The sequence below is a fragment of the Streptomyces sp. NPDC104309 genome, from assembly GCF_055584025.1.
In genome coordinates this window covers 90,164-108,850 of sequence record NZ_JBVJMV010000018.1, presented here as the reverse complement: position 1 = coordinate 108,850, position 18,687 = coordinate 90,164, and the positions used below count along the sequence as shown (strand labels likewise).

Sequence of the window (18,687 nt, the reverse complement as noted above, 5' to 3'; positions counted from 1 at the left end):
ATGGACGTGGCGCGGCGTGCCGTTCAAGCTGTGACCGACCTTGCGGGACAAGGAGCCTGACGGTCCGGCACCGTCCCTTGAAGGTCCCCCGCCCCGGTTCGTCCCACGGACCAGGACCAGGACCACGACGACAGCGCCCCCGCTCGCCCTCACGCCCCCGGCATCCGGGAGGCGTAGTTGGCGGTGATCCGGTCCGGGTCCTCCTCGTGCAGGAACACCGCGCGCACGCGGCGACCGGCCGTCCTCCCCTCACGGATCGCTTCCACGGCCGCCGCCGGGGTGAGGTAGTCGCCCTCGACCAGGGCGGGCACGTCGACGGTCAGGCGGTTGCGTACGACGCCGAGCACCGCGGGCTCCAGGGCGCGAGCAGTGGCGATCTGAAGGTTCAACACCTGCTCCACGGTGAGCCGCTCGGTGTCGGGGATGTCGTCGAAGTGGTGGACGGCGGGGTGGTGTTCGGCCGTCGTCATGGCTTCGACGGCGCCTACCACGTCGTCGAACTCGACCACGACCCCTGTCACCTCAGCCGCTAGTTGAGCAGCGAGCCGGCTCTTGCCGACGCCGGATGCCCCACCGATCAGCAATATGTCCCACGATGTACCTGTCACGGGGCGAACGTATCGCGCAGGTTCCGCGTCCGCCGCGGGCCCTGGCGCTAACGTGACCCAAGTACCGGCCCGTACCCGGACGGAGCCGATCTGACGGGCCGTGCGGAGAGCAAGGAGAGCGGGGAGAGCAACCATGGGCGAGCCCCTGAAGACCTACGTCGGCGGCGCCGAAGTCGACGTGCCCAACAGCATTCCGGACATCCGGGCCACTCTGCCCGAAGAGAGACGCGAGGAGTTCGACCGCGCCATCAACGACGCCGGGGTGGGGGAGATCCAGGCCGTCATGCGGCACTGGATGCTGGAGGCCGTGCCCGATCCGGAGGCCGAGAAGATCCTGGACCGGCTGGCGCAGGACGAGGCCGAGAGGCGGACGGTCGCTTGAGCTTCCGTATCTCCTACGCCCCGCCCGCCGACGACACCCTGGCCAAGATGCGTGACGGCGAGGTCTTCCGGAACGAGATGGCACGCACCCTGGGCCTGGCCCCGTACGGGCACGGGTCGTCGGCCGTCAAGAGCGAGCGCGACCGCCGCGAAGCGACGGTCGCCGGGGCCATCGTGCTCTATTACGTCTCCGGGTCCGTCCTGATCGTCACCGTGGTCCGGCTCGTCCCGCTGCCCTGACGAGCACGGGAAGGACAAGGACCGAGGACCCGACGAACGGCTCTCGCCGGGCGGACCCGCGCGATTCTCGCCCACGAACGGACCGCCGGGGGGGGGACGGGCACAGCACTCACCCATGAACGGACCTCCGGCGGACCCGCACGGCACTCACCAGGGGACGGGCACGGCACTCGCCCGTCAACGGGCCTCCGCCCGCCCCTCGGGGCCCGGGGTGCGTGCTCGCCCGTTCTCACTCTCCGGGGTCGGCGGGGAGGTCGATGATCCTGCCGTTCTCGTCCACGCTGTGGGTTTCCCAGTACTTGTCCCACTTGTCGTCCACGTGCTCGGGAACCTTGCCCTTCGGATAGCGGGCGTATCCCTTCGGCGGCGCCTCGCCCTTGGGCACGCACGCGCTCCCGGCGCTCCCGACCGCCAGGACCGGGTACTCACCGCCGCCGCAGATGGCGTCCTGGAGCGAGCAGCCCGTGGTCAGCACGGCCAGGGTCACGGGGACCAGCGCCAGGCCCACCGCGATCCGGCCCGTTCGGCGTCCGCGGCTCGCACGCGCGGCGTGGTCACGTCGACTGGTCCTGCGCATGTTCGACTCCCTCGGAACGACTGGTACGACCAGCCTGCCCGGAGGCCGAGGCATCGCTCATGAGTACGAGTACTCACCGTGGCCGGGGTGCCGTACCCGTCCCGCGTGCGCGGCACCCCCGTCCGCGCCCTTACGCCAGCTTCGCGGCCTGGGCCTCGACCACCGCGGTCGGCAGCTCGAAGTCCTCGCCACCGCCCATCGCGGCCAGGTTCATCGAGGAGAACGAGGCGAACGACGGGCCCTGGCGCAGGGCCACGAGCTTCAGCTGGACCTTCTCCCCGTCCTGTTCCAGCTGGACCGTCCAGGCGGCCGCGTCCTCGCCGCCCTTGACCTTCTCCTCGGTGATCTTGCTGACCTTCTGCTTCTCGCCGGCCGCCGTGAAGGCGAACCCGCCCGCGCACTCGGTGGCGGCGGTGCGCAGCGCGGCGACCGACTCCTCCGCGCCCTTGCCGTCGTACGAACCGAGGGCGAGCTGCGTCGTCGTGATGTCGAACGCCGCCTTGAACGCGCCCGCGGCGTCCGCGCCCTGCTTGTCCATGCTGCCCTTCTTGGGCTCGCTGACCACCGTCCGCTTGGTGAACGCGCCGGGCTCACCCACCTGCGCGCCCATCAGCGCGTCGGCGAGCGGAGCGCAGACCTCCTTCTCGACCTTGATGTCGTCGACGGAGATCACGTCCTTGGCCGCGGCCTTGGAGATCTTGTGGCCCTTGACGTCGCCCTGGGCCAGCGCGGCCTTCTCCAGCTCGGCGGCGGTCAGCGCCTTGGCGGCCGGCTTCGCGGCGGAGTCCTTGCCCTTGGCGTCCGCCCCCTTGTCGCCGGACCCGGAAGCGGAGTCCGAGCCGCCGCAGGCGGTGGCGAGCAGAGCCAGGCACACCGTGCTGGCGGCAACGGCGGTACGGCGTATGACGGTGGGTCGCATGGTCCGGGGATCCGTCTCTCTGAGCTGATTCTTCGGGTTTTGCTCACTCTATGAGCGGGAGTTGGTTTGATGATCAATCAAAGAGGGCGCGGGATGCGATCGTGACGGCGCCGTGATCATCCTGTGAAGGCACCCCGCGCCGCCGCGACCTCTATCGGATCACCACGCAGAGGGGCAATCCCGCACATGCTGACAGATGACACAACCTCGGTCGTCCTGCGCTCCGTTGGCCTCACCGCGGACCGGATCGCCACCTGGGCACCCCTCACCGGGGGCACGTTCAACACCGTCACTCGCGTGACCCTCACCGACGGCGACGACTGGGTGGTGAAGATACCGCCGCCCGCGACGGCCGGAACTCTGATGAGTTACGAGCGCGATCTCCTGGTCAACGAGGTCGAGTTCTGCACCCGGGCGGCCGGGTCGGCGGCGGTCCCCCGCATCCTGCACAGCGAGCTCGCCCCGGACGCGCCGACCGGCCCGTTCGTGATCATGTCGGCCTGTCCGGGCCGGCCCTGGAACGAGTTCGCCCCCGCCTCCCTGCCCGCCGCGGAAGGGCGCAGGCTCCGCAACGACCTGGGACGGATCGTCGCCCGGCTGCACTCCGTCACGGGGACCGGCGGCTTCGGCTGTCCGGGAGGGGCCGTGGGCCCGCTCGCCCCGACCTGGCGGCAGGCGTTCACCGCCATGACCGACGCCGTCCTCGCCGACGCGGACACCTACCGCGCCCGGCTGCCGCGCCCCACGGCCGGCATCCGCGCGCTGCTCGCCGCCGCGTCGCCCGTACTCGACGACGTCACCCGGCCCGCCCTGGTCCACTTCGACCTGTGGCAGGGCAACCTTCTCGTCGACGGGGAACCCGGCGCGCGCACCATCGGCGGGATCATCGACGGGGAGCGGATGTTCTGGGGCGACCCGGTCGCCGACTTCGTATCGCTCGCGCTGTTCGGGAACGTGGCACAGGACGCGGACTTCCTCGCCGGGTACGCGGCGGGCGACGGGCGCGGAATCGCGTTCGACGCGTCCGTGCGGCTGCGGCTCGCGCTCTACCGCTGCTACCTCTACCTGATCATGCTGGTGGAGACCGTCCCGCGCCGCGTTCCCCAGGAGCAGCTGGACCGGACGTGGACGGACGTCGGTCCACAGCTCGTCTCGGCGCTGGAGGATGTGGAGGCGGCGCTGCGGACGGGGGACTGACCCACCGGCCCGCAGCGCCCGCACCGGCTCAGAGACGGACGGCGCGCTGGGCGTCGTGGAGATTCGGCGGCCAGACCGCTTCCGGTGTGCCGTACGCCTCCAGCCGGGTGTGCAGGTCTCCGGTGAAGTCCGGGACGTCGATCTGGTCGAACTCCGTCACCTCGCTGACGCCGACCGTCGCGCTGTACGGGGCGAGCCCGTCGATCCGCATCAGGCCGGCCCGGCCGTTGGTGACCCGGATGTTCCAGTGCGTGAACCGGGCGCCGAAGAGCGGTCCCGCACTCGCGTCGCCGCCGTGGCGTCCGTTGTTGTCGACGGTGATGTCGGTACGGACGTTGGCGAACGGCATGCCCCGGTGGGAGTCGAACGTCCCCATCTCCATCACCCCGCGCGACCAGACGTTGTAGCTGGACAGGCCCTCGACGTTGATGCCGTGCAGCTGGGTTCCGGCGGGCGCCGGTACGGTGCGCTGCTCGATCGTGAAGTCCTCGATGAGGTTGTCGTGCGAGCCCTCGCGGCAGTAGTACGGGTGGTGCGAGCCGCGCCCCGCGACCCGTGTGCGGCGCAGGGTGCAGGCGGACGCGCCGATCAGCCCGAAGCCGTTGTCGACATGGCGGACGGTGACGTCGTCGGCCCAGCAGTCGTACGCGCACTGGAACGCGACCCCGTTGTACCCCTTGTCGAGCAGATGCTGCGACTGCGGGGTCTCGACCGCTTCGAGCGTGAGCCCCTCGACGCCGGAGCCGGTGAGCGGGGCGACGAGCGTGGTCAGGCGCGGATCCCACTCGGGGCGGAGGTCGAGCGGAAGCGGGCGCTCCAGCGTGACCCGGTGTCCGTGCACGGAGGTGACGCGGACCGGCCACTCGTAGGGGACGTACGACGTCAGCTTGGTCTTGTCGTCCCAGTAGTACGCCGCGGGGCCGGGGCCGTCGCCCGCCATGTGCTCCAGGAGCGTGTGGCCGGCGTCGTCGGCGAGGCGGAGCAGGACGAGTCCGCCGCGCTTCAGCTTCGACGTGTCCCGGACGGTGATCGAGCGGTCGCCCCGGCGGGCGGCGGCGACGGTGGTCAGGGTCCGCCACTCGTCGCGCCGGTTGCCGGTCCAGCCCTCGAAGGGCCAGGCCTTCGCCCTGATCGCTTCGGTGAGGGAGGCCCAACGGCCCTTCGGGCAGAGCCAGATGAGGCCGCCCGCCCAGGACCAGCTGGACTTGTCGCCGCCGTAGCGGCTGCCGTACACACCGACCAGTTCGGTGAGGTTCTTGGTCGCGTACAGCGTGGTACGTCCGCTTCCCGCACCGCGCACCACCACATCGCTGTGGCCGATCCGGATGATGTCGTCGATGCGGTACGTGCCCGCGGGGATGAGCACCGTGCCACCGCCGCGCTCTCCGGCAGCGGCGATGGCACGGTTGATCGCGGGGGCGGCGTCGGCGGAGTTGTCCGGCTTCGCACCGTAGTCCAGGACATCGGCGACGAAGCCGCGGCCCTTGCGGCGGGGCAGGTCGGAGCCGCCGCGGTAGCCGGCCCGGCCGATGAACGGGACCTGGGGATGGGTGAAGGGGGCGGCGGCGAACTCCCGCCAGAGCGGGGTGGCGCGCTGGCCGGCCGCGGTGGTCCCCCGGCTCACGGCGGTCGCCCGCCCCGTACCGGACGCGGTGCCGCGCGTCGCGGCGGACGCCGTGCCGCCGCCGATGACGCCGGTGACCGCCGCCGCGACGGCCACAGCGCTGCCGAGCAGTCCACGTCTGCTGATGTTCCCCGTGGTCGCCATGAATCCGGGCCGCCTTTCATGCATACATGTGAACGACGTTCATATCTGCGTCGGCGGTGAGCATGCCACGGCGCTCCGGCGCGGCGAAAGGGTCGTGCGCCGGGGAAATCTTCAGCAGGGGAGCCGAACCGAGGACGCCCGGAGGAGGGTCGGCGGACGACGCAGGCGACGCAGGCGCAGGATGTCGACAGAGGGCGGTGGCCGAGGATGTCAGCCGAGCCGGTCGGTCCAACCGGTCGGTCAGCCCAGCCCGTCGGCTCAGCCGGCCGATCGGGCCGTCGGTCGAGCCGTCCAGCCGGGTCGATCAGGCCGTCGGTCCAGCCGTCCGGCCGAGTCGGCCGAGCCGCACCCGAAGGTCAGCGATCTGAGCGCTGGGTCAGATGTGTGAACGCGTCCAGGTTCCGAGTGGACTCGCCGCGCGACACCCGCCACGCGTACTCCTTGCGGATCGCGCTCGCGAAGCCCAGCTCCAGCAGGGTGTTGAACGAGCCGTCGGCCGCCTCCAGGACCGTACCGAGCAGCCGGTCCAGCTCCTGCGGGGTGACCACGGAGAGCGGCAGCTTGCCGACCAGATAGATGTCTCCCAGCTGGTCGATCGCGTAACTCACACCGAAGAGGCGGAGGTTGCGCTCCAGAAGCCAGCGATGGACCGCCGCGTCGTTCTCGTCCGGATGGCGGACGACGAAGGCGTTGAGGGAGAGCGAGTGCTTGCCGACCCGCAGCGAGCAGGTGGTGGACAGCTTCCGCGTGCCGGGCAGCTTGACGACGTAGCCGCCGGACTCGGGGCTCTCCCATTCGAGCCCGGCGTCCTCCAGGGTCGCCTCGATGATCTGCGCGACCTGCGCGACCTGCGTCGTCACCGCTCGATCGGGTACGTCAGCCATGGTGCGAGCGTACGCGACGGCGATGTTCCTGCATCGCTGCCGTGTACACGTCGGCGGTCGCGGCCGCGGCGGTGTCCCAGCCGAAGCCCTGGGCGTGCGCGGCGGCGGCGGCCCCCATCCGGGCGACCAGTTCCGGCGCTTCGGCGAACCGGGCCAGCGCCCGCGCGTACGCCTGTGGGTCGTGCCCGGGTATCAGAAAGCCGCTGACCTCGTCCCGCACCGCCACCGGAAGGCCGCCCACGGCCGCCGCGACGACGGGGGTGCCCGCCGCCTGGGCCTCGATGGCGACCAGGCCGAAGGACTCGCTGTACGAGGGCATGACCAGCACGGACGCGGCCCGGAACCAGTCCGCGAGCCGGTCCTGCCCGACCGGCGGGTGGAACCGTACGACATCGGCGATGCCCAGCCGTGCCGCCAGCTTCTGCAGCCCCTCCGGCTTGGCGAGCCCGCTGCCGCTCGGCCCGCCGACGACCGGTACGACCATCCGGGTGCGCAGCGAGGGATCACGGTCCAGCAGGGCGGCGACCGCGCGCAGCAGCACGTCCGGGGCCTTCAGCGGCTGGATGCGGCCCGCGAAGAGCGGAATCAGGGCGTCCTGCGGCAGCCCGAGACGCGCTCGGGCCGCGGCGCGCCCGTCGGCGGGGCGGAAGCGATCGAGGTTGACCCCGGGGTGGACGACGGCGACGGACCCGGGGTCGGCGTCGTAGAAGCGGACGAGCTCGTCCGCCTCCTCGGCGGTGTTCGCGATCAGCCGGTCCGCCGCGCTGACGATCTGGGTCTCGCCGATGACGCGGGCGGCGGGCTCGGGGGTGTCGCCCTCCGCGAGCGCCGCGTTCTTCACCTTCGCCATGGTGTGCATGGCGTGGACGAGCGGGACGCCCCAGCGCTGGGCGGCGAGCCAGCCGACGTGGCCGGAGAGCCAGTAGTGGGAGTGGACCAGGTCGTAGTAGCCGGGGCGCTGGCCGGCCCACGCCTGCATGACGCCGTGCGTGAAGGCGCAGAGCTGGGCGGGCAGCTCCTCCTTGGCCAGGCCTTCGTACGGCCCCGCGTCGACGTGCCGGACCAGGACGCCGGGCGCCAGGTCGACCGCCGGGGGCAGCCCGCCGGTGGTGGACCGGGTGAAGATCTCGACCTCGATGTTGATCGCGGCGAGGCGCTTGGCCAGCTCCACGATGTAGACGTTCATGCCGCCCGCGTCACCCGTGCCCGGCTGGTGCAACGGAGAGGTGTGCACGGAGAGCATCGCGATGCGACGGGGTCTGCGGTGGCCGCCGGGAAAGGCGGCGGGGAACCTGAGGCGCGGCGCTACACGGCTGCTGCCGAGCCGGGAGACGTACTGACTCACGTCGTCCGGTCCTCCTCACTCAGGGCATGACAGCGAAGGGACTTGAGCCCCTTTCGGGGGCTGCAACAGCGGAACCTCTCCTTTCATTTCCGCTTTACCAAATCATTACAGGAAACGGGCCGCACGCCGGGCCGGGGCCCCGGCCGGGCACCCGCGCCGTCCCGGCACCCCGCGAGATCGTTACGCTCGCTTGCATGCGCCCCATCGGCACCCCGACCCGCGGGACCACCAACCCGAACCGGCTCCGCCGCATGGACCGCTGGATCGCCGCCACCCACGGCCCGGCCCTGCGCCGCGCCGCCGCCCCCGTGGCCGTCGACCTCGGGTACGGCGCCGCCCCCTGGACCGCCGTCGAGCTGCTGCAGCGCCTGCGCACCGCCGAGCCGCGCACGGCCGTGGTCGGCATCGAGATCGACCCGGAGCGGGTCGCGGCGGCGAAACCGTACGAACGCGAGGGCCTCACCTTCCTGCACGGCGGCTTCGAGATCCCGCTCCCCGAGCGCCCCGACCTCATCAGGGCGGCGAATGTGCTGCGCCAGTACGACGAGGGCGAGGTCGCCGCGGTCTGGGAGCGGCTGTGCGCACGCCTCGCGCCGGGCGGGCTGCTGGTGGAGGGCACCTGCGACGAGATCGGGCGACGGCACGTATGGGTGGCGCTCGGTCCGGAGGGCCCGCGCACGGTGACCTTCGCGACCCGGCTCGGCTCCCTGGACCGCCCCTCCGACCTCGCGGAACGCCTGCCCAAGGCGCTGATCCACCGCAATGTGCCGGGCGAACCGGTCCACGCGTTCCTCCGGGATTTCGACCGGGCCTGGGCCGCGGCTGCCCCGTACGCCTCGCTGGGCGCCCGGCAGCGCTGGATCACGGCGGTGCGGGCGCTGTCGGGCGACTGGCCGCTGACCGACGGGGTACGTCGGTGGCGCCAGGGCGAAGTCACGGTGAAGTGGGCCGCCCTCCGGCCCGACCCGCAGCCCAACACGCGCTGAACAGACCCGGCGGGCCCGCGAACGGGGAGGTGGTCGGGAACGCGGGCGGGGCATTGTTCGTCCTGAGGGTGGGGAGCGGTCCCCGGGACATGGGGAGCGCTCCGGGGCATGGGCCGACCCCTGTGACCGTCAGGACAGCGACTGTGCGCCTCTGTTGCTTTTCGGTACGGCATGGCACGATCTCGTCGACAACGAAAAGTTACTGACGGTAAATCAGATTCATTGGATTCATTCGGAGGGGGATCTCGTGAACCGACGTCACTGTGCCGCAGCCGCGATCACTCTGGTCTGCGCGCTGACCGCACTCACCGCACCGGTCCAGGCGTTCGCCGCGCCCGCACCCCCCTCCCCGCCCGTGACACAGCACCAGTCCGGGCCGAAGGCGCCGAAGAAGAGCCTCGAAGAGGTGCGCGAGGAGATCGACGCCCTCTACCGCAAGGCCGGGGCGGCCACCGATGCGTACAACCTCGCCGAGGAGAAGGCCAAGAAGCAGTCCGGCGAGATCGTCAGACTGGCCCGCGCCATCGTCCAGGGGCAGGCGAAGATCGCCGAGCTCAAGGACCAGGCGGGCGCCCAGGCCCGCGAGCAGTACCGCACCGGCGGGCTCCCGCCCGGCGCACAGTTCATGCTCAGCGACGACCCGCAGCTGTTCCTCGACGGGGTGAACCGCGTCAGGGAGGGCCAGCAGGCCGTCCAGGGCGTCCTCGGCGAACTGACCAGGACCCAGCAGGACTTGGAGACGTACACCCAGGACGCGAGCACCAACTGGGAGAAACTCGAAGCCGGCCGCCTCAAACAGGCCGAGGCCAAGAAGAAGATCAACGCGCAGATCGCCGCGGCGAAGAAGCTGGAATCCCGGCTGAAGAAGGAGGAGCGGGCCCGTCTGCTGAAGCTGGAGCAGGAGGCCGAGTACAAGCTCCAGACGGCCTGGCTCAGCTCCGGCGCACTGAAGGACATCAACCGCGAGGCGAGCGCGAGCGGAAAAGAAGCGGTGGCCTTCGCGACGGCCCAGATCGGCAAGCCGTACGTCTGGGGGGCCGTGGGCCCCAAGTCGTACGACTGCTCGGGGCTGACGTCACAGGCCTGGGCGTCGGCGGGCCGTCCCATCCCGCGCACCTCGCAGGAGCAGTGGCGGCTGCTCCGGCACATCGCCATCAAGGACATGCGCCCCGGCGATCTGATCATTTACTTCAGCGACGCCAGCCACGTGGGCATGTACATCGGCGACGGCGCCATCGTCCACGCCCCCCGCCCCGGCCGAAACGTCACGCTGGCGGGCGCGGGTTCGATGCAGATCCTCGGAGTGGTCCGCCCGGACAAGTAGCGGACACCGCCGGGCCCGCCGCCACCGCCGGGACGGGCAGCGGACAGCCGCCACACACGCGGCCACCGCCCGGACGAACAGGGGAACGCGGCCCGTACGAAGAAGGGACAGCCGCCCGTACGAACAGCGGACAGCCGCCCGTACGAACAGGGGACAGCCGGCCGGACGGGCGGAGAACAACGCCGGGACGGACAGGGGAACGCCGCCCGGCCCGGCGGAGGAACCCTCCGGACGGCGGAGAAACCCTCCGGACGGCTGAGCCGGCCCTCACGGCAGTGACCCGCGCCACGCACCCTCCACCGCCCCGCGTGACCTTTGTCATGCCCCGGCATCCGCGCCCGCGCCCGCTCATCTCGCCGGATCCGTGACCTGACGCGGCTTATGCCGGTGCATATGCCAGCGGTCGCGTGCCGTACGCCATTCCGTTCCCCGGCCGCGGACCGCTATGGTCCCCGTCTGGCGGGTCGTCGATCGTCGCTCCGCCGCGCCCTCGGGGGGAGGGAAGGAAACTCGAACCGATGCCCGTACCCGTACCGCAGCAGCGCGCCGTTCCCACTACAGAGACCCCCCATGGCGCCGACCTCACCCTTCTGGTGATCGGGGACGACCCGGCGGGCGCCTTCACCGTCCCCGAGCTTCCGGCCGCGGCCGGTGCCCGGGTCCGTCTCCGCACCGCCCGCAACCTGACCGAGGCGGGCCGGCTCCTCACGGACGGCGTGGACTGCGTCCTGCTGGACCTGGCCCTGTCGACCGGCGGCGAGACGCGTTCCACCGCGGCCGAGGAGGCCGACCGGCTGGCCGCCCTCAAGCACGTCCTGCGGATCGCCCCGTGCCATGCCGTTCTCGCCCTCACGGCGGAGGACGACGTCGAGCTGGCCGCCGAGGCGGTACGGGTCGGGGCGCAGGACTACCTCTTCCGCGGCGAACTCGACGGGCGCCTCCTCAGCCGCGCCATCCGCTACGCCGTCGAACGCAAGCGCGCCGACGTGGCACAGCACCAGCTCACCGAGTCCCGGCTGCGCGCCCAGGAGAACGCCCGCCTCGAACGCGGCCTGCTGCCCACCCCGCTGCTCGAAGGCTCCGATCTGCGCTTCGCGGCCCGATACCGCCCCGGCCGCAGCCGTGCGCTGCTCGGCGGAGACTTCTACGACACGGTCCGCACACCCGACGGCACCGTCCACGCGATGATCGGCGACGTCTGCGGGCACGGCCCGGACGAGGCGGCGCTCGGCGTGGAACTGCGCATAGCGTGGCGGGCGTTGACCCTGGCCGGGCTCTGCGGCGACGAACTGCTCTCCACGCTCCAGCAGGTCCTGGAGCACGAGCGGGAGAGCGAGGAGATCTTCGCGACGCTGTGCACCGTCGACATCGCGCCCGACGGCAGGCACGCCGGCCTCTGCCTGGCGGGCCATCCGGCCCCGCTGCTCGCCCGGCACGGCCGGACCGCGCGCCTTCTTCCGTACGAGGACGGCGGCCCTGCCCTGGGTCTGCTGCCCCGCGACGCCCTTCCCCGGGCGCTTCGGACAGGGGACACCGCATGGCCGCGCCGACAGGTGGAGCTCGGCGGTTCCTGGAGCCTGATGATGTACACGGACGGGCTGATCGAGGGGCGTGTGGGGCCGGACAGCACCCAGCGGCTCGGTCAGGACGGAATGGTCACGATGATCAACCAACAGCTGGCGGAGGGCCTCGCCGGCGAGGATCTCCTGGAGGCCGCGGTCGCCCGGGTCCGGGAGCTGAACGGCGGCGAGCTGACCGATGACGTCGCGGTCCTGCTGCTCGACCGCGACCAGGAACTCATCCGGCGCGGGGGCGCGGACGGCGACCGGGGCGCGAGCATCCCGCGCCCGCGCCCCGAATCGGCCCCACCCACGGCTCCCGCGTATGCCGCGAACGCTCAACGCCCGCCGTTGTAGGGCCCGTACGGCCCGTCACTGCTGGAGCCACCGCGCCGGCCGCCGCCCGAGACCGCCTTCAGCGCGGGCCGTACGTCCACCAGGAAGACGATGGACGCGACCGCGCCCGCGAGCTGCAGGAACAGCATCGGCACGAAGAGATTCACGGCAACGGTGATGCCGAGGATGATCAGCCAGAAGGACTTCTTCTGCTTGTCCGCGGCCCGGTAGGCGTCCTCACGGGCCGTCGCGGCCAGGAACAGTGCGACCACGGCCAGGACGAGCATGACCATGTAAAGCAGCCAGACGAGTGTGCTGAATCCTGTGAGCAACATGGTGTGCACCGCCTAATAAATGGATGAGCGCCTCGCGGCCAAGGTACCGGGACAACGAGCCGGGTACCCCGAAAGGTGCCCGGCTCGTTGTCCCGTACACACCCCGGCGGCGACGCCGGGGGCCTACTTCGCGGTCGGCGGAGTGGTCTTCTTCGCGGCGGGCTTGTGCGCGGGCGCCTTCTTGGCGGACGCGGCCGGGGCCTTGCTCTCCGGCTTGACGGCCTTCGGAGCGGGCGAAGCCTTGGCCGGCCCCGGCTTGGCGGTGGCCGGCCCCGGCTTGGTGCTCTGCCCCGGCCTGGCGGCCGGCTCCGTCTTCGCGGTGCCCGTGGGCCTGGACTCCTTGCGCGGCTCGACGACGACGGCGATCTCGACGATCTCGTCGGCCGTCTCGCCACGCCAGTTCTTCACGGTCTGCTCACCGCGCTCGGCGACCTTCTCGTACGTCTCCCGGGCCCGGACCGCGTACTCCGCGGCCACGCCCAGACTCCGCAGCGCCAGGTCCTGGGCACTCTCGCCCAGCTTCCGCAGATCGCTGTCGAACGACCCGATCACCTCGGTGACCTTGGCCTGCACGGTGGCCTGCGCCTCCTTGGCCTGCGAGGTCACCTTCTCCTGCACGGCCTTGGGGTCGGCGTTGCGCACCGCCTCGATACGCTCCGGCGCCTCGGCACGCAGCTGCTCGATCAGCGCCGGGACCTTGCGCGCCTGCTCGACGGCGAGGTCGGCCGTACCAGCGGCGAAGTAGAGGGGGGTCGGGTCGGTGAGGGTCTTGCGCAGGTCATCGGTGATGGCCATGACTGTGGTCCTCCCGGATCATCAGACTCAGTGTGAGGGTTTTGAAGGCTTTGAAGCCGAGTCGGCGTCGCTGCCGTCGGCCGTGCGGTGGCCGTCGGCACCGGGGCGGGCGTCCGCACCGGCACCCGATCCGGACTCGCCGCCGGTCTCCGATCCGGCTTCGACGCCGGATTCCGGTCCGGGCTCGAACCCGTTCTCCTTGCGGAAGGAGTCGTAGATCTGCAGCAGAACACTCTTCTGCCGCTCGTTTATGGACGGGTCGGCCAGAATCACCGCCCGCGTCTCCAGCTCCTCCCGCCCCCGCTCCCGCTCATCCAGAATCCCGGCCCGCACATACAGGGTCTCGGCGGAGATCCGCAGCGCCTTGGCGACCTGCTGCAGCACCTCGGCACTCGGCTTGCGCAGCCCGCGCTCGATCTGGCTGAGGTAGGGATTGGACACCCCGGCGGCATCGGCGAGCTGCCGCAGCGACAGCTGCGCGTTGCGCCGCTGCTCGCGCAGGTACTCACCGAGATTGCCGACGTTGAGGGATGCCATACGTCGATGGTGCGCCACCCTTGCTAACTTTTGCAAGCACCCGCTTGCAAAAGTGCGCCACACCACTCGCACGGAGGGGGCCCGCTGTCCTGTCTCTGCTGTCCGTTCCCGGTCTATCTGCGATTTCCCGCCGGGTCTGCAGTGTGAAGTGAACGGGTCCCGGATGACCTGCGCAGCGACCAGCCCACCAGAGCCACCTGCCCGCGAGGGCAGTGCCCAACGCTCCGGCTGTCGGATGGCTTGGGAGATCACGACGGCCAGCGGACGGACGCCCCACCTTGCCCGAGCTGCCGGGAAGGTGGGGCGCCAGGCGCGCCCATCGGTTCGTCGGTTCAGCAGGCGTATCCGCCCGCTCGTGGTTACCGAGGCTGGTAGGAGGTGGCCAGCACGGAGACGGTCACCTGACTGGGCAGGGAGCCGTGGCCGCTCAGGTCCGCGTGGGTCAGGTGGCGTGCGCTCGGTGTCATCCCCACCAGGTCGATGGCTTCTTGCCTGGTCAGGGGCGTGGTGTATTCGACGTGCTGGGTACCGGCGGCCTGGAAGTAGGGGTCCAACGCCTGTTGCAGGCGCTGTTCCTTGTCCGGGTCGATCGTCACCATCGCGGGGATCTGGCCCCGTAGCTCGGCCAGGTGCCGCTCGATGGGGCGCACTACGATCAACCGGCCGGTCGGACGGAGCACTCGGTGGAACTCGGACGGGTTGCGCGGGGCGAACACGTCCAGCATGACGTCGACCCCCTGGTCAACCAAGGGGAAGGGGCGGAAGACGTCCCAGCTCGCCGCAGCAGCTCGCGGATGGGCTCGGGCTGCTGAGCGCAGGGCGCGTGCTGACGTGTCCAGCCCCAGGCCGCGGGTGCCGGGCAGTTGATCGAGTACGCCGGCCAGGTAGTAGCCGGTGCCGCATCCGACGTCTACGACCGTGCCTTGACCAGGCAGGGCGTCGACTGTCATACGAGTCAGGGCCTGGTGGATAGGGGCATACCTGCCGGTGGACAGAAACCGGTTTCGGGCCTGAACCATGGCCGCGTCGTCACCGCTGGTGGCGCGGATGCCCGTCAGCAGGCTGACGTAGCCCTGACGGGCGATGTCGAAGGTGTGGCCCTCCGGGCAGCGCAGTGAGCCACGGTCGGGTCGGAGACAGGCGCGGCACACCGGGCAGCGCAGCAAGTCGAGAAATGGTTCGAGGGCAGGGGGAAGCAACGCAGGCACGAGGCACTCCAGGCGATGGCGAAGGGAAGGGACCGTGCCTGCACGCGCTCTCGAAAGCCGCCGTCTCAAGAAGGACGAGGCCCGGCATCTCGCCGCCTCGGTGTGGGCGGCACAAGGGAGATGGATCACGTAAACAGGCACGCCAAGGAGGGCGACGCCCTACGGCATCGCCCTCAACGCCTCGTGATTACAGAGCCTGGATGTGCTGGGTCCACATGCCTACACCTTACGAGCCTTACCAAAAGCCCGTCACCTGCCTCAGCAGTCAAGAGACGCGGCCCGGCGGTGGGGGATCGCGCCGGACTGCGTAATCACCCGGACGAGGGGTTTGGTCCCGTTTAAGCTGCCCAGTCCCTACAGGTCTGCAAAGTGGCATACATGGGGCTGAGTGTGCTGGAGGGGACGAAGTCGTCACAAGTAGACGGCTTCGAGGTCGGCTGGTGGGACGACCAGGGTGAACACCGGCTGCCGTTGGCGGATGCGGTCTCGGTGCCGTTCGAGGCCGGGCGGCCGGTCCGCAGCTTCCCGTCATATCGCGGGCAGCGGCATTTCCCTGGGTTGTATTGGTCGTCGACGACCGGCGGGCACGTGGGGTTCGAATCCTGGCTGGAGCGGGATCACGCGATGCTGCTCGACTTCACGCCGCAGGTGACGGGCCTGCTGTCGCAGCCGTTGTGGCTGTTCTGGGAGGACGAGCGGGGCAAGCGGGTCTCGCACGCTCCGGACTACTTCGCTCGGTTCGAGGACGGGCGGGGGCTGGTGGTGGACTGCCGGCCGCTGGACCGGATCGACGCACGATCGGCGGCCAAGTTCGCAGCGGCGCGGGCGGCTTGTGAGGCGGTGGGGTGGGGATACCGCGTCGTCGGCGAGGTGGATCCGGTGCGGATGGTGAACGTCCGCTGGCTGGCGGGATACCGGCATCCACGGCATGTGGCCGATGAGGGGCTCGCGGCCCGGTCGCTGGCCCTGTTCTCGATATCGTCGCCGCTGGTGGCACAGGCTGCGCTGCTCGGTGATCCGATCGCGGTGTTGCCGACGGTGTTCCACCTGCTCTGGCTGGGACGGCTGACAGCGGATCTGTCGCGCCCCCTCTCGGATGCCACGCGGGCCACGATCAAGAGCATCCGTACCGACCACAGCAGCGAGACCTCCGGCCACGGCCGCATCTCGTCCCTGCCCCGCACGGGGTGAACGTGTTCCGCCCGGCCCTGATCCGTCCTCTGCCCATCCCGCTGCCGCCGTTCCCCGGCGAGTGCGAATCGTCCTACTGGGCTCGGCTGTCTCAAGCCAACCATGTCCCCCTGGCCCGGCTGCGGGCCCCGTCACGCTGGCTGGAGTCTCGTCTGACCAGTGCCGATGCCCTCTGCATCCTCAGCGGCCAATCCCGAAAGCACTTGGCCCGCACGGTCTCCGACCTCTACACAGAAGGGCTCCCCCGGCCCCGCCCGCCGTTCCGGACGATCACGTTCTCCGCTGGGCCTGCCGCCGCTGCGTCGTCGCACACACCGGCTGGACTCTCCCTGCCCAGGTCTGGGCTTCCGTCCACGACGGTGTCTGTCTTCGCCACAACCTCTGGATCGGGAAGGACGTTTTCGCCCCCGAGCATCAGCTCGCCCTGTCCCGGACCCCTGACGTCATCCATGCTCAGCGCCGCTACTGGCGGCTCCGACGACGCTACGGCCCCGTCCGTCACCGATATCTGTCAGGACGCCACCAGCAAGCTCTGGAGCGGCCTGGCCCACCGCCACTACCGACTCACCCGCCGAGTCGAACTCCTGCACGACTTGGTCCGGGTCAAGGGACCGACAGTCGAGCCGGACAAGACGGCCCCCTGGCGGATCGCAGCTGGATACCCAGAACACATCACGCTGATCAGCCTGTTCGCATCAGCCCACTGGAGACGGTCCATCCTCAGTGACGACCTCCTCGTCGTCACATAGGCCATCGCCGAATTCCACCGCCGCTTCCCGCTGCAGGCGCCCCTGCGCGGCACCAGCCGCACATGGCTCAGCACCACCATCGAGGCCACTGCGAGACAGGTCGAGGCCCTCGTGCATCCGGCAATCAGTGCAGGCTGATACAGAAGGGATGCCCAGCCGGATCGGTGAGGACCCGCGCCTTATCCCCATGCGGCTGGTGATCCGGCTTGCCCGCACCCAGCTCCAGCAGCCGGGCTTCGGCTTCGCCCAAGCTCTCCTCGACCTTGAAGCAGATGTGAAGCTGCTGAGGGACGATCTGCTCGGGCCAGTTCGGAGCCCGGTAGTCGTCGACCCGTTGAAAGCCGATGAGGAGTCCGTCCTCACCGTTGAGACCCGCGAAGTCAGCGTCCGACTTCGGGTGCGGTTCAAGGCCGGTGGCCTGCTGATAGAACGCCGCCAAAGCCAGCGGATCAGGGCAATCGAGCGTTATCGCGACCAACTTCATCTGCAGGGGCATGGCATCTCCGAGCCGATCGGTGGACTTCCGCAACCAACACCTTGGAGGCGGCTGCCTACGGTTAAGCGGGACACCAGCGGCCAACCTGTCTCACTCGACCGTAGGCACCGCAGGTCAGAGCCCCACCCTGCCCACAGATATCTGGGACAGGACACCTGCCGCACCACGACGGTGTCGCACCCCGTGGCGTCCGTGCGATGCTGGACCGGTGACGCTATCGGACCTGGTTCGGCTCCGCCGGGCCCGCGACCTGATGGACCGCGCGTACGCGGAACCGCTCGATGTCCCCGCGCTGGCACGCGCGGCCCACATGTCGCCCGGCCACTTCTCCCGCAGCTTCCGCGCCGCCTTCGGGGAGACGCCGTACAGCTACCTGATGACGCGCAGGATCGAGCGGGCCAAGGCCCTGCTGCGGCGCGGCGACCTGTCGGTGACGGAGGTCTGCTTCGCCGTCGGGTGCACGTCGCTGGGGTCGTTCAGCTCGCGGTTCACCGAACTGGTGGGCGAGAGCCCGAGCGCGTACCGGGCGCGCGCGCACGAGCAGGGCGCGGGCATCCCGGCCTGCGTCGCCAAGATCCTCACGCGCCCGGTCAGGAACACGGAACGCGACCGGTCGCGGAAGGCGGAGCCGGTCAAGAACACAGAACCGGTCGAGGAGGCGGAACCGGTCAGGAACGGAGAAGCGTTGCGCACGGCTCGCCCGTAGCGTGAAGTCCATGGAAATCAAGCTTTCGCAGTGCTTCATCGCCGTCGACGACCACGACAAGGCGCTCGCCTTCTACCGGGACGTGCTCGGATTCGAGGTGCGCAACGACGTCGGGTTCGAGGGGATGCGCTGGGTGACGGTCGGCTCGCCGTCGCAGCCCGATGTGGAGATCGTGCTGGAACCGCCGGCCGCCAACCCCAACGCCTCGCCGGCCGACAAGCAGGCCATGGAGGAACTGCTGGCCAAGGGCATGCTGCGCGGCGTGATCTTCTCGACCGACGACTGCGACGCCGCCTTCGAGCGCATCCGGACCTCGGGCGCCGAGGTGCTCCAGGAGCCGATCGACCAGCCGTACGGGGTCCGCGACTGCGCCTTCCGCGATCCCGCGGGCAACATGCTGCGCTTCGCCCAGCGCCGCAGCCGGTGAGCCCGGCACCGGCCGGACTCCGCAGACCGCACCGGCCGGCGCCGGTCCGCGGTCGGCAGCCGTGCCGGTGCGCACCGGACGTACTGCTCGAAGCCGGTCGGATCGAGCCGGGCGACACC

General features: G+C 70.5%; 21 protein-coding genes. 10 read left to right on the top strand and 11 right to left on the bottom strand.

What is annotated here, in order from left to right:
- Window positions 1–149: 149 nt before the first annotated feature.
- The gene (locus tag ACZ68L_RS25625; RefSeq protein WP_469580695.1) at window positions 150–608 is read right to left on the bottom strand and encodes a hypothetical protein; all 459 of its coding nucleotides are present in this window, start codon (window positions 606–608) and stop codon (window positions 150–152) included.
- Between the two features lie 133 nt (window positions 609–741).
- Between ACZ68L_RS25625 and ACZ68L_RS25620 the strand changes: the two genes are divergently transcribed.
- Complete coding sequence (locus tag ACZ68L_RS25620; protein ID WP_361446475.1) at window positions 742–990, top strand: hypothetical protein; 249 nt, start codon at window positions 742–744, stop codon at window positions 988–990.
- On the top strand, window positions 987–1,229 hold the full coding sequence (locus tag ACZ68L_RS25615; protein WP_469580692.1) for a hypothetical protein: 243 nt from the start codon (window positions 987–989) through the stop codon (window positions 1,227–1,229). Before ACZ68L_RS25620 ends, ACZ68L_RS25615 begins: the two co-directional genes overlap by 4 nt.
- 229 nt (window positions 1,230–1,458) lie before the next feature.
- Here ACZ68L_RS25615 and ACZ68L_RS25610 read toward each other — a convergent pair whose 3' ends face one another.
- Window positions 1,459–1,806, bottom strand: coding sequence for an SCO0607 family lipoprotein (locus tag ACZ68L_RS25610; RefSeq protein ID WP_469580690.1), 348 nt, complete (start codon window positions 1,804–1,806; stop codon window positions 1,459–1,461).
- A gap of 130 nt (window positions 1,807–1,936) precedes the next feature.
- Window positions 1,937–2,725 (bottom strand): hypothetical protein, encoded by a 789-nt coding sequence (locus ACZ68L_RS25605; RefSeq protein WP_469580686.1) that lies wholly within the window; start codon window positions 2,723–2,725, stop codon window positions 1,937–1,939.
- 186 nt (window positions 2,726–2,911) lie between these two features.
- On the opposite strand from ACZ68L_RS25605, the gene ACZ68L_RS25600 reads away from it, so the two are divergent.
- Entirely contained in the window at window positions 2,912–3,922 is a 1,011-nt protein-coding gene (locus ACZ68L_RS25600) for a phosphotransferase family protein (protein WP_469580683.1), read from the top strand.
- Between the two features lie 28 nt (window positions 3,923–3,950).
- On the opposite strand, the gene ACZ68L_RS25595 is transcribed toward ACZ68L_RS25600, so the two are convergent.
- The 3 genes from ACZ68L_RS25595 to mshA all read right to left on the bottom strand — a co-directional run bounded on the left by ACZ68L_RS25595 (window position 3,951) and on the right by mshA (window position 7,919).
- On the bottom strand, window positions 3,951–5,690 hold the full coding sequence (locus tag ACZ68L_RS25595) for a glycosyl hydrolase family 28-related protein (protein ID WP_469580680.1): 1,740 nt from the start codon (window positions 5,688–5,690) through the stop codon (window positions 3,951–3,953).
- 356 nt (window positions 5,691–6,046) lie between these two features.
- Window positions 6,047–6,574 (bottom strand): type III secretion system chaperone family protein, encoded by a 528-nt coding sequence (locus tag ACZ68L_RS25590; RefSeq protein WP_469580676.1) that lies wholly within the window; start codon window positions 6,572–6,574, stop codon window positions 6,047–6,049.
- Window positions 6,567–7,919, bottom strand: a complete 1,353-nt coding sequence (mshA, locus tag ACZ68L_RS25585) for a D-inositol-3-phosphate glycosyltransferase (protein ID WP_469580674.1) — start codon at window positions 7,917–7,919, stop codon at window positions 6,567–6,569. The genes ACZ68L_RS25590 and mshA overlap by 8 nt, the downstream gene beginning before the upstream one ends.
- A 194-nt stretch (window positions 7,920–8,113) precedes the next feature.
- On the opposite strand from mshA, the gene ACZ68L_RS25580 reads away from it, so the two are divergent.
- The 3 genes from ACZ68L_RS25580 (at window position 8,114) to ACZ68L_RS25570 (ending at window position 12,145) form a co-directional block, all read left to right on the top strand.
- Window positions 8,114–8,905, top strand: a complete 792-nt coding sequence (locus tag ACZ68L_RS25580) for a class I SAM-dependent methyltransferase (RefSeq protein ID WP_469580671.1) — start codon at window positions 8,114–8,116, stop codon at window positions 8,903–8,905.
- A 247-nt stretch (window positions 8,906–9,152) separates the two neighbouring features.
- Window positions 9,153–10,229 (top strand): C40 family peptidase, encoded by a 1,077-nt coding sequence (locus ACZ68L_RS25575; protein WP_469580668.1) that lies wholly within the window; start codon window positions 9,153–9,155, stop codon window positions 10,227–10,229.
- Window positions 10,230–10,747: 518 nt separating this feature from the next.
- Window positions 10,748–12,145 carry a PP2C family protein-serine/threonine phosphatase gene (locus tag ACZ68L_RS25570; protein ID WP_469580666.1) on the top strand — a complete coding sequence of 466 codons (1,398 nt, stop codon included), beginning with the start codon at window positions 10,748–10,750 and terminating at the stop codon, window positions 12,143–12,145.
- Here ACZ68L_RS25570 and ACZ68L_RS25565 read toward each other — a convergent pair.
- The 4 genes from ACZ68L_RS25565 to ACZ68L_RS25550 all read right to left on the bottom strand — a co-directional run bounded on the left by ACZ68L_RS25565 (window position 12,127) and on the right by ACZ68L_RS25550 (window position 14,999).
- Window positions 12,127–12,459, bottom strand: coding sequence for a DUF2516 family protein (locus ACZ68L_RS25565; protein ID WP_469580664.1), 333 nt, complete (start codon window positions 12,457–12,459; stop codon window positions 12,127–12,129). The genes ACZ68L_RS25570 and ACZ68L_RS25565 overlap by 19 nt on opposite strands.
- 123 nt (window positions 12,460–12,582) lie before the next feature.
- A complete protein-coding gene (locus ACZ68L_RS25560; protein WP_469580662.1) occupies window positions 12,583–13,254 on the bottom strand; it encodes a hypothetical protein in 672 nt (223 codons plus the stop codon).
- 27 nt (window positions 13,255–13,281) lie between these two features.
- Complete coding sequence (locus ACZ68L_RS25555; RefSeq protein WP_469580660.1) at window positions 13,282–13,791, bottom strand: helix-turn-helix domain-containing protein; 510 nt, start codon at window positions 13,789–13,791, stop codon at window positions 13,282–13,284.
- A 359-nt stretch (window positions 13,792–14,150) separates the two neighbouring features.
- Window positions 14,151–14,999, bottom strand: a complete 849-nt coding sequence (locus tag ACZ68L_RS25550) for a putative RNA methyltransferase (protein WP_469580658.1) — start codon at window positions 14,997–14,999, stop codon at window positions 14,151–14,153.
- Window positions 15,000–15,377: 378 nt separating this feature from the next.
- On the opposite strand from ACZ68L_RS25550, the gene ACZ68L_RS25545 reads away from it, so the two are divergent.
- On the top strand, window positions 15,378–16,190 hold the full coding sequence (locus ACZ68L_RS25545; RefSeq protein ID WP_469580655.1) for a TnsA-like heteromeric transposase endonuclease subunit: 813 nt from the start codon (window positions 15,378–15,380) through the stop codon (window positions 16,188–16,190).
- Window positions 16,191–16,639: 449 nt separating this feature from the next.
- Window positions 16,640–16,939, top strand: coding sequence for a hypothetical protein (locus ACZ68L_RS25540; RefSeq protein ID WP_469580652.1), 300 nt, complete (start codon window positions 16,640–16,642; stop codon window positions 16,937–16,939).
- Window positions 16,940–17,063: 124 nt separating this feature from the next.
- On the opposite strand, the gene ACZ68L_RS25535 is transcribed toward ACZ68L_RS25540, so the two are convergent.
- Entirely contained in the window at window positions 17,064–17,435 is a 372-nt protein-coding gene (locus ACZ68L_RS25535) for a VOC family protein (protein ID WP_469580650.1), read from the bottom strand.
- A 253-nt stretch (window positions 17,436–17,688) separates the two neighbouring features.
- On the opposite strand from ACZ68L_RS25535, the gene ACZ68L_RS25530 reads away from it, so the two are divergent.
- Both ACZ68L_RS25530 and ACZ68L_RS25525 read left to right on the top strand, forming a co-directional pair.
- The gene (locus ACZ68L_RS25530; protein ID WP_469580865.1) at window positions 17,689–18,141 is read left to right on the top strand and encodes a helix-turn-helix transcriptional regulator; all 453 of its coding nucleotides are present in this window, start codon (window positions 17,689–17,691) and stop codon (window positions 18,139–18,141) included.
- Between the two features lie 10 nt (window positions 18,142–18,151).
- A complete protein-coding gene (locus tag ACZ68L_RS25525; RefSeq protein ID WP_469580648.1) occupies window positions 18,152–18,568 on the top strand; it encodes a VOC family protein in 417 nt (138 codons plus the stop codon).
- Window positions 18,569–18,687: the final 119 nt, after the last annotated feature.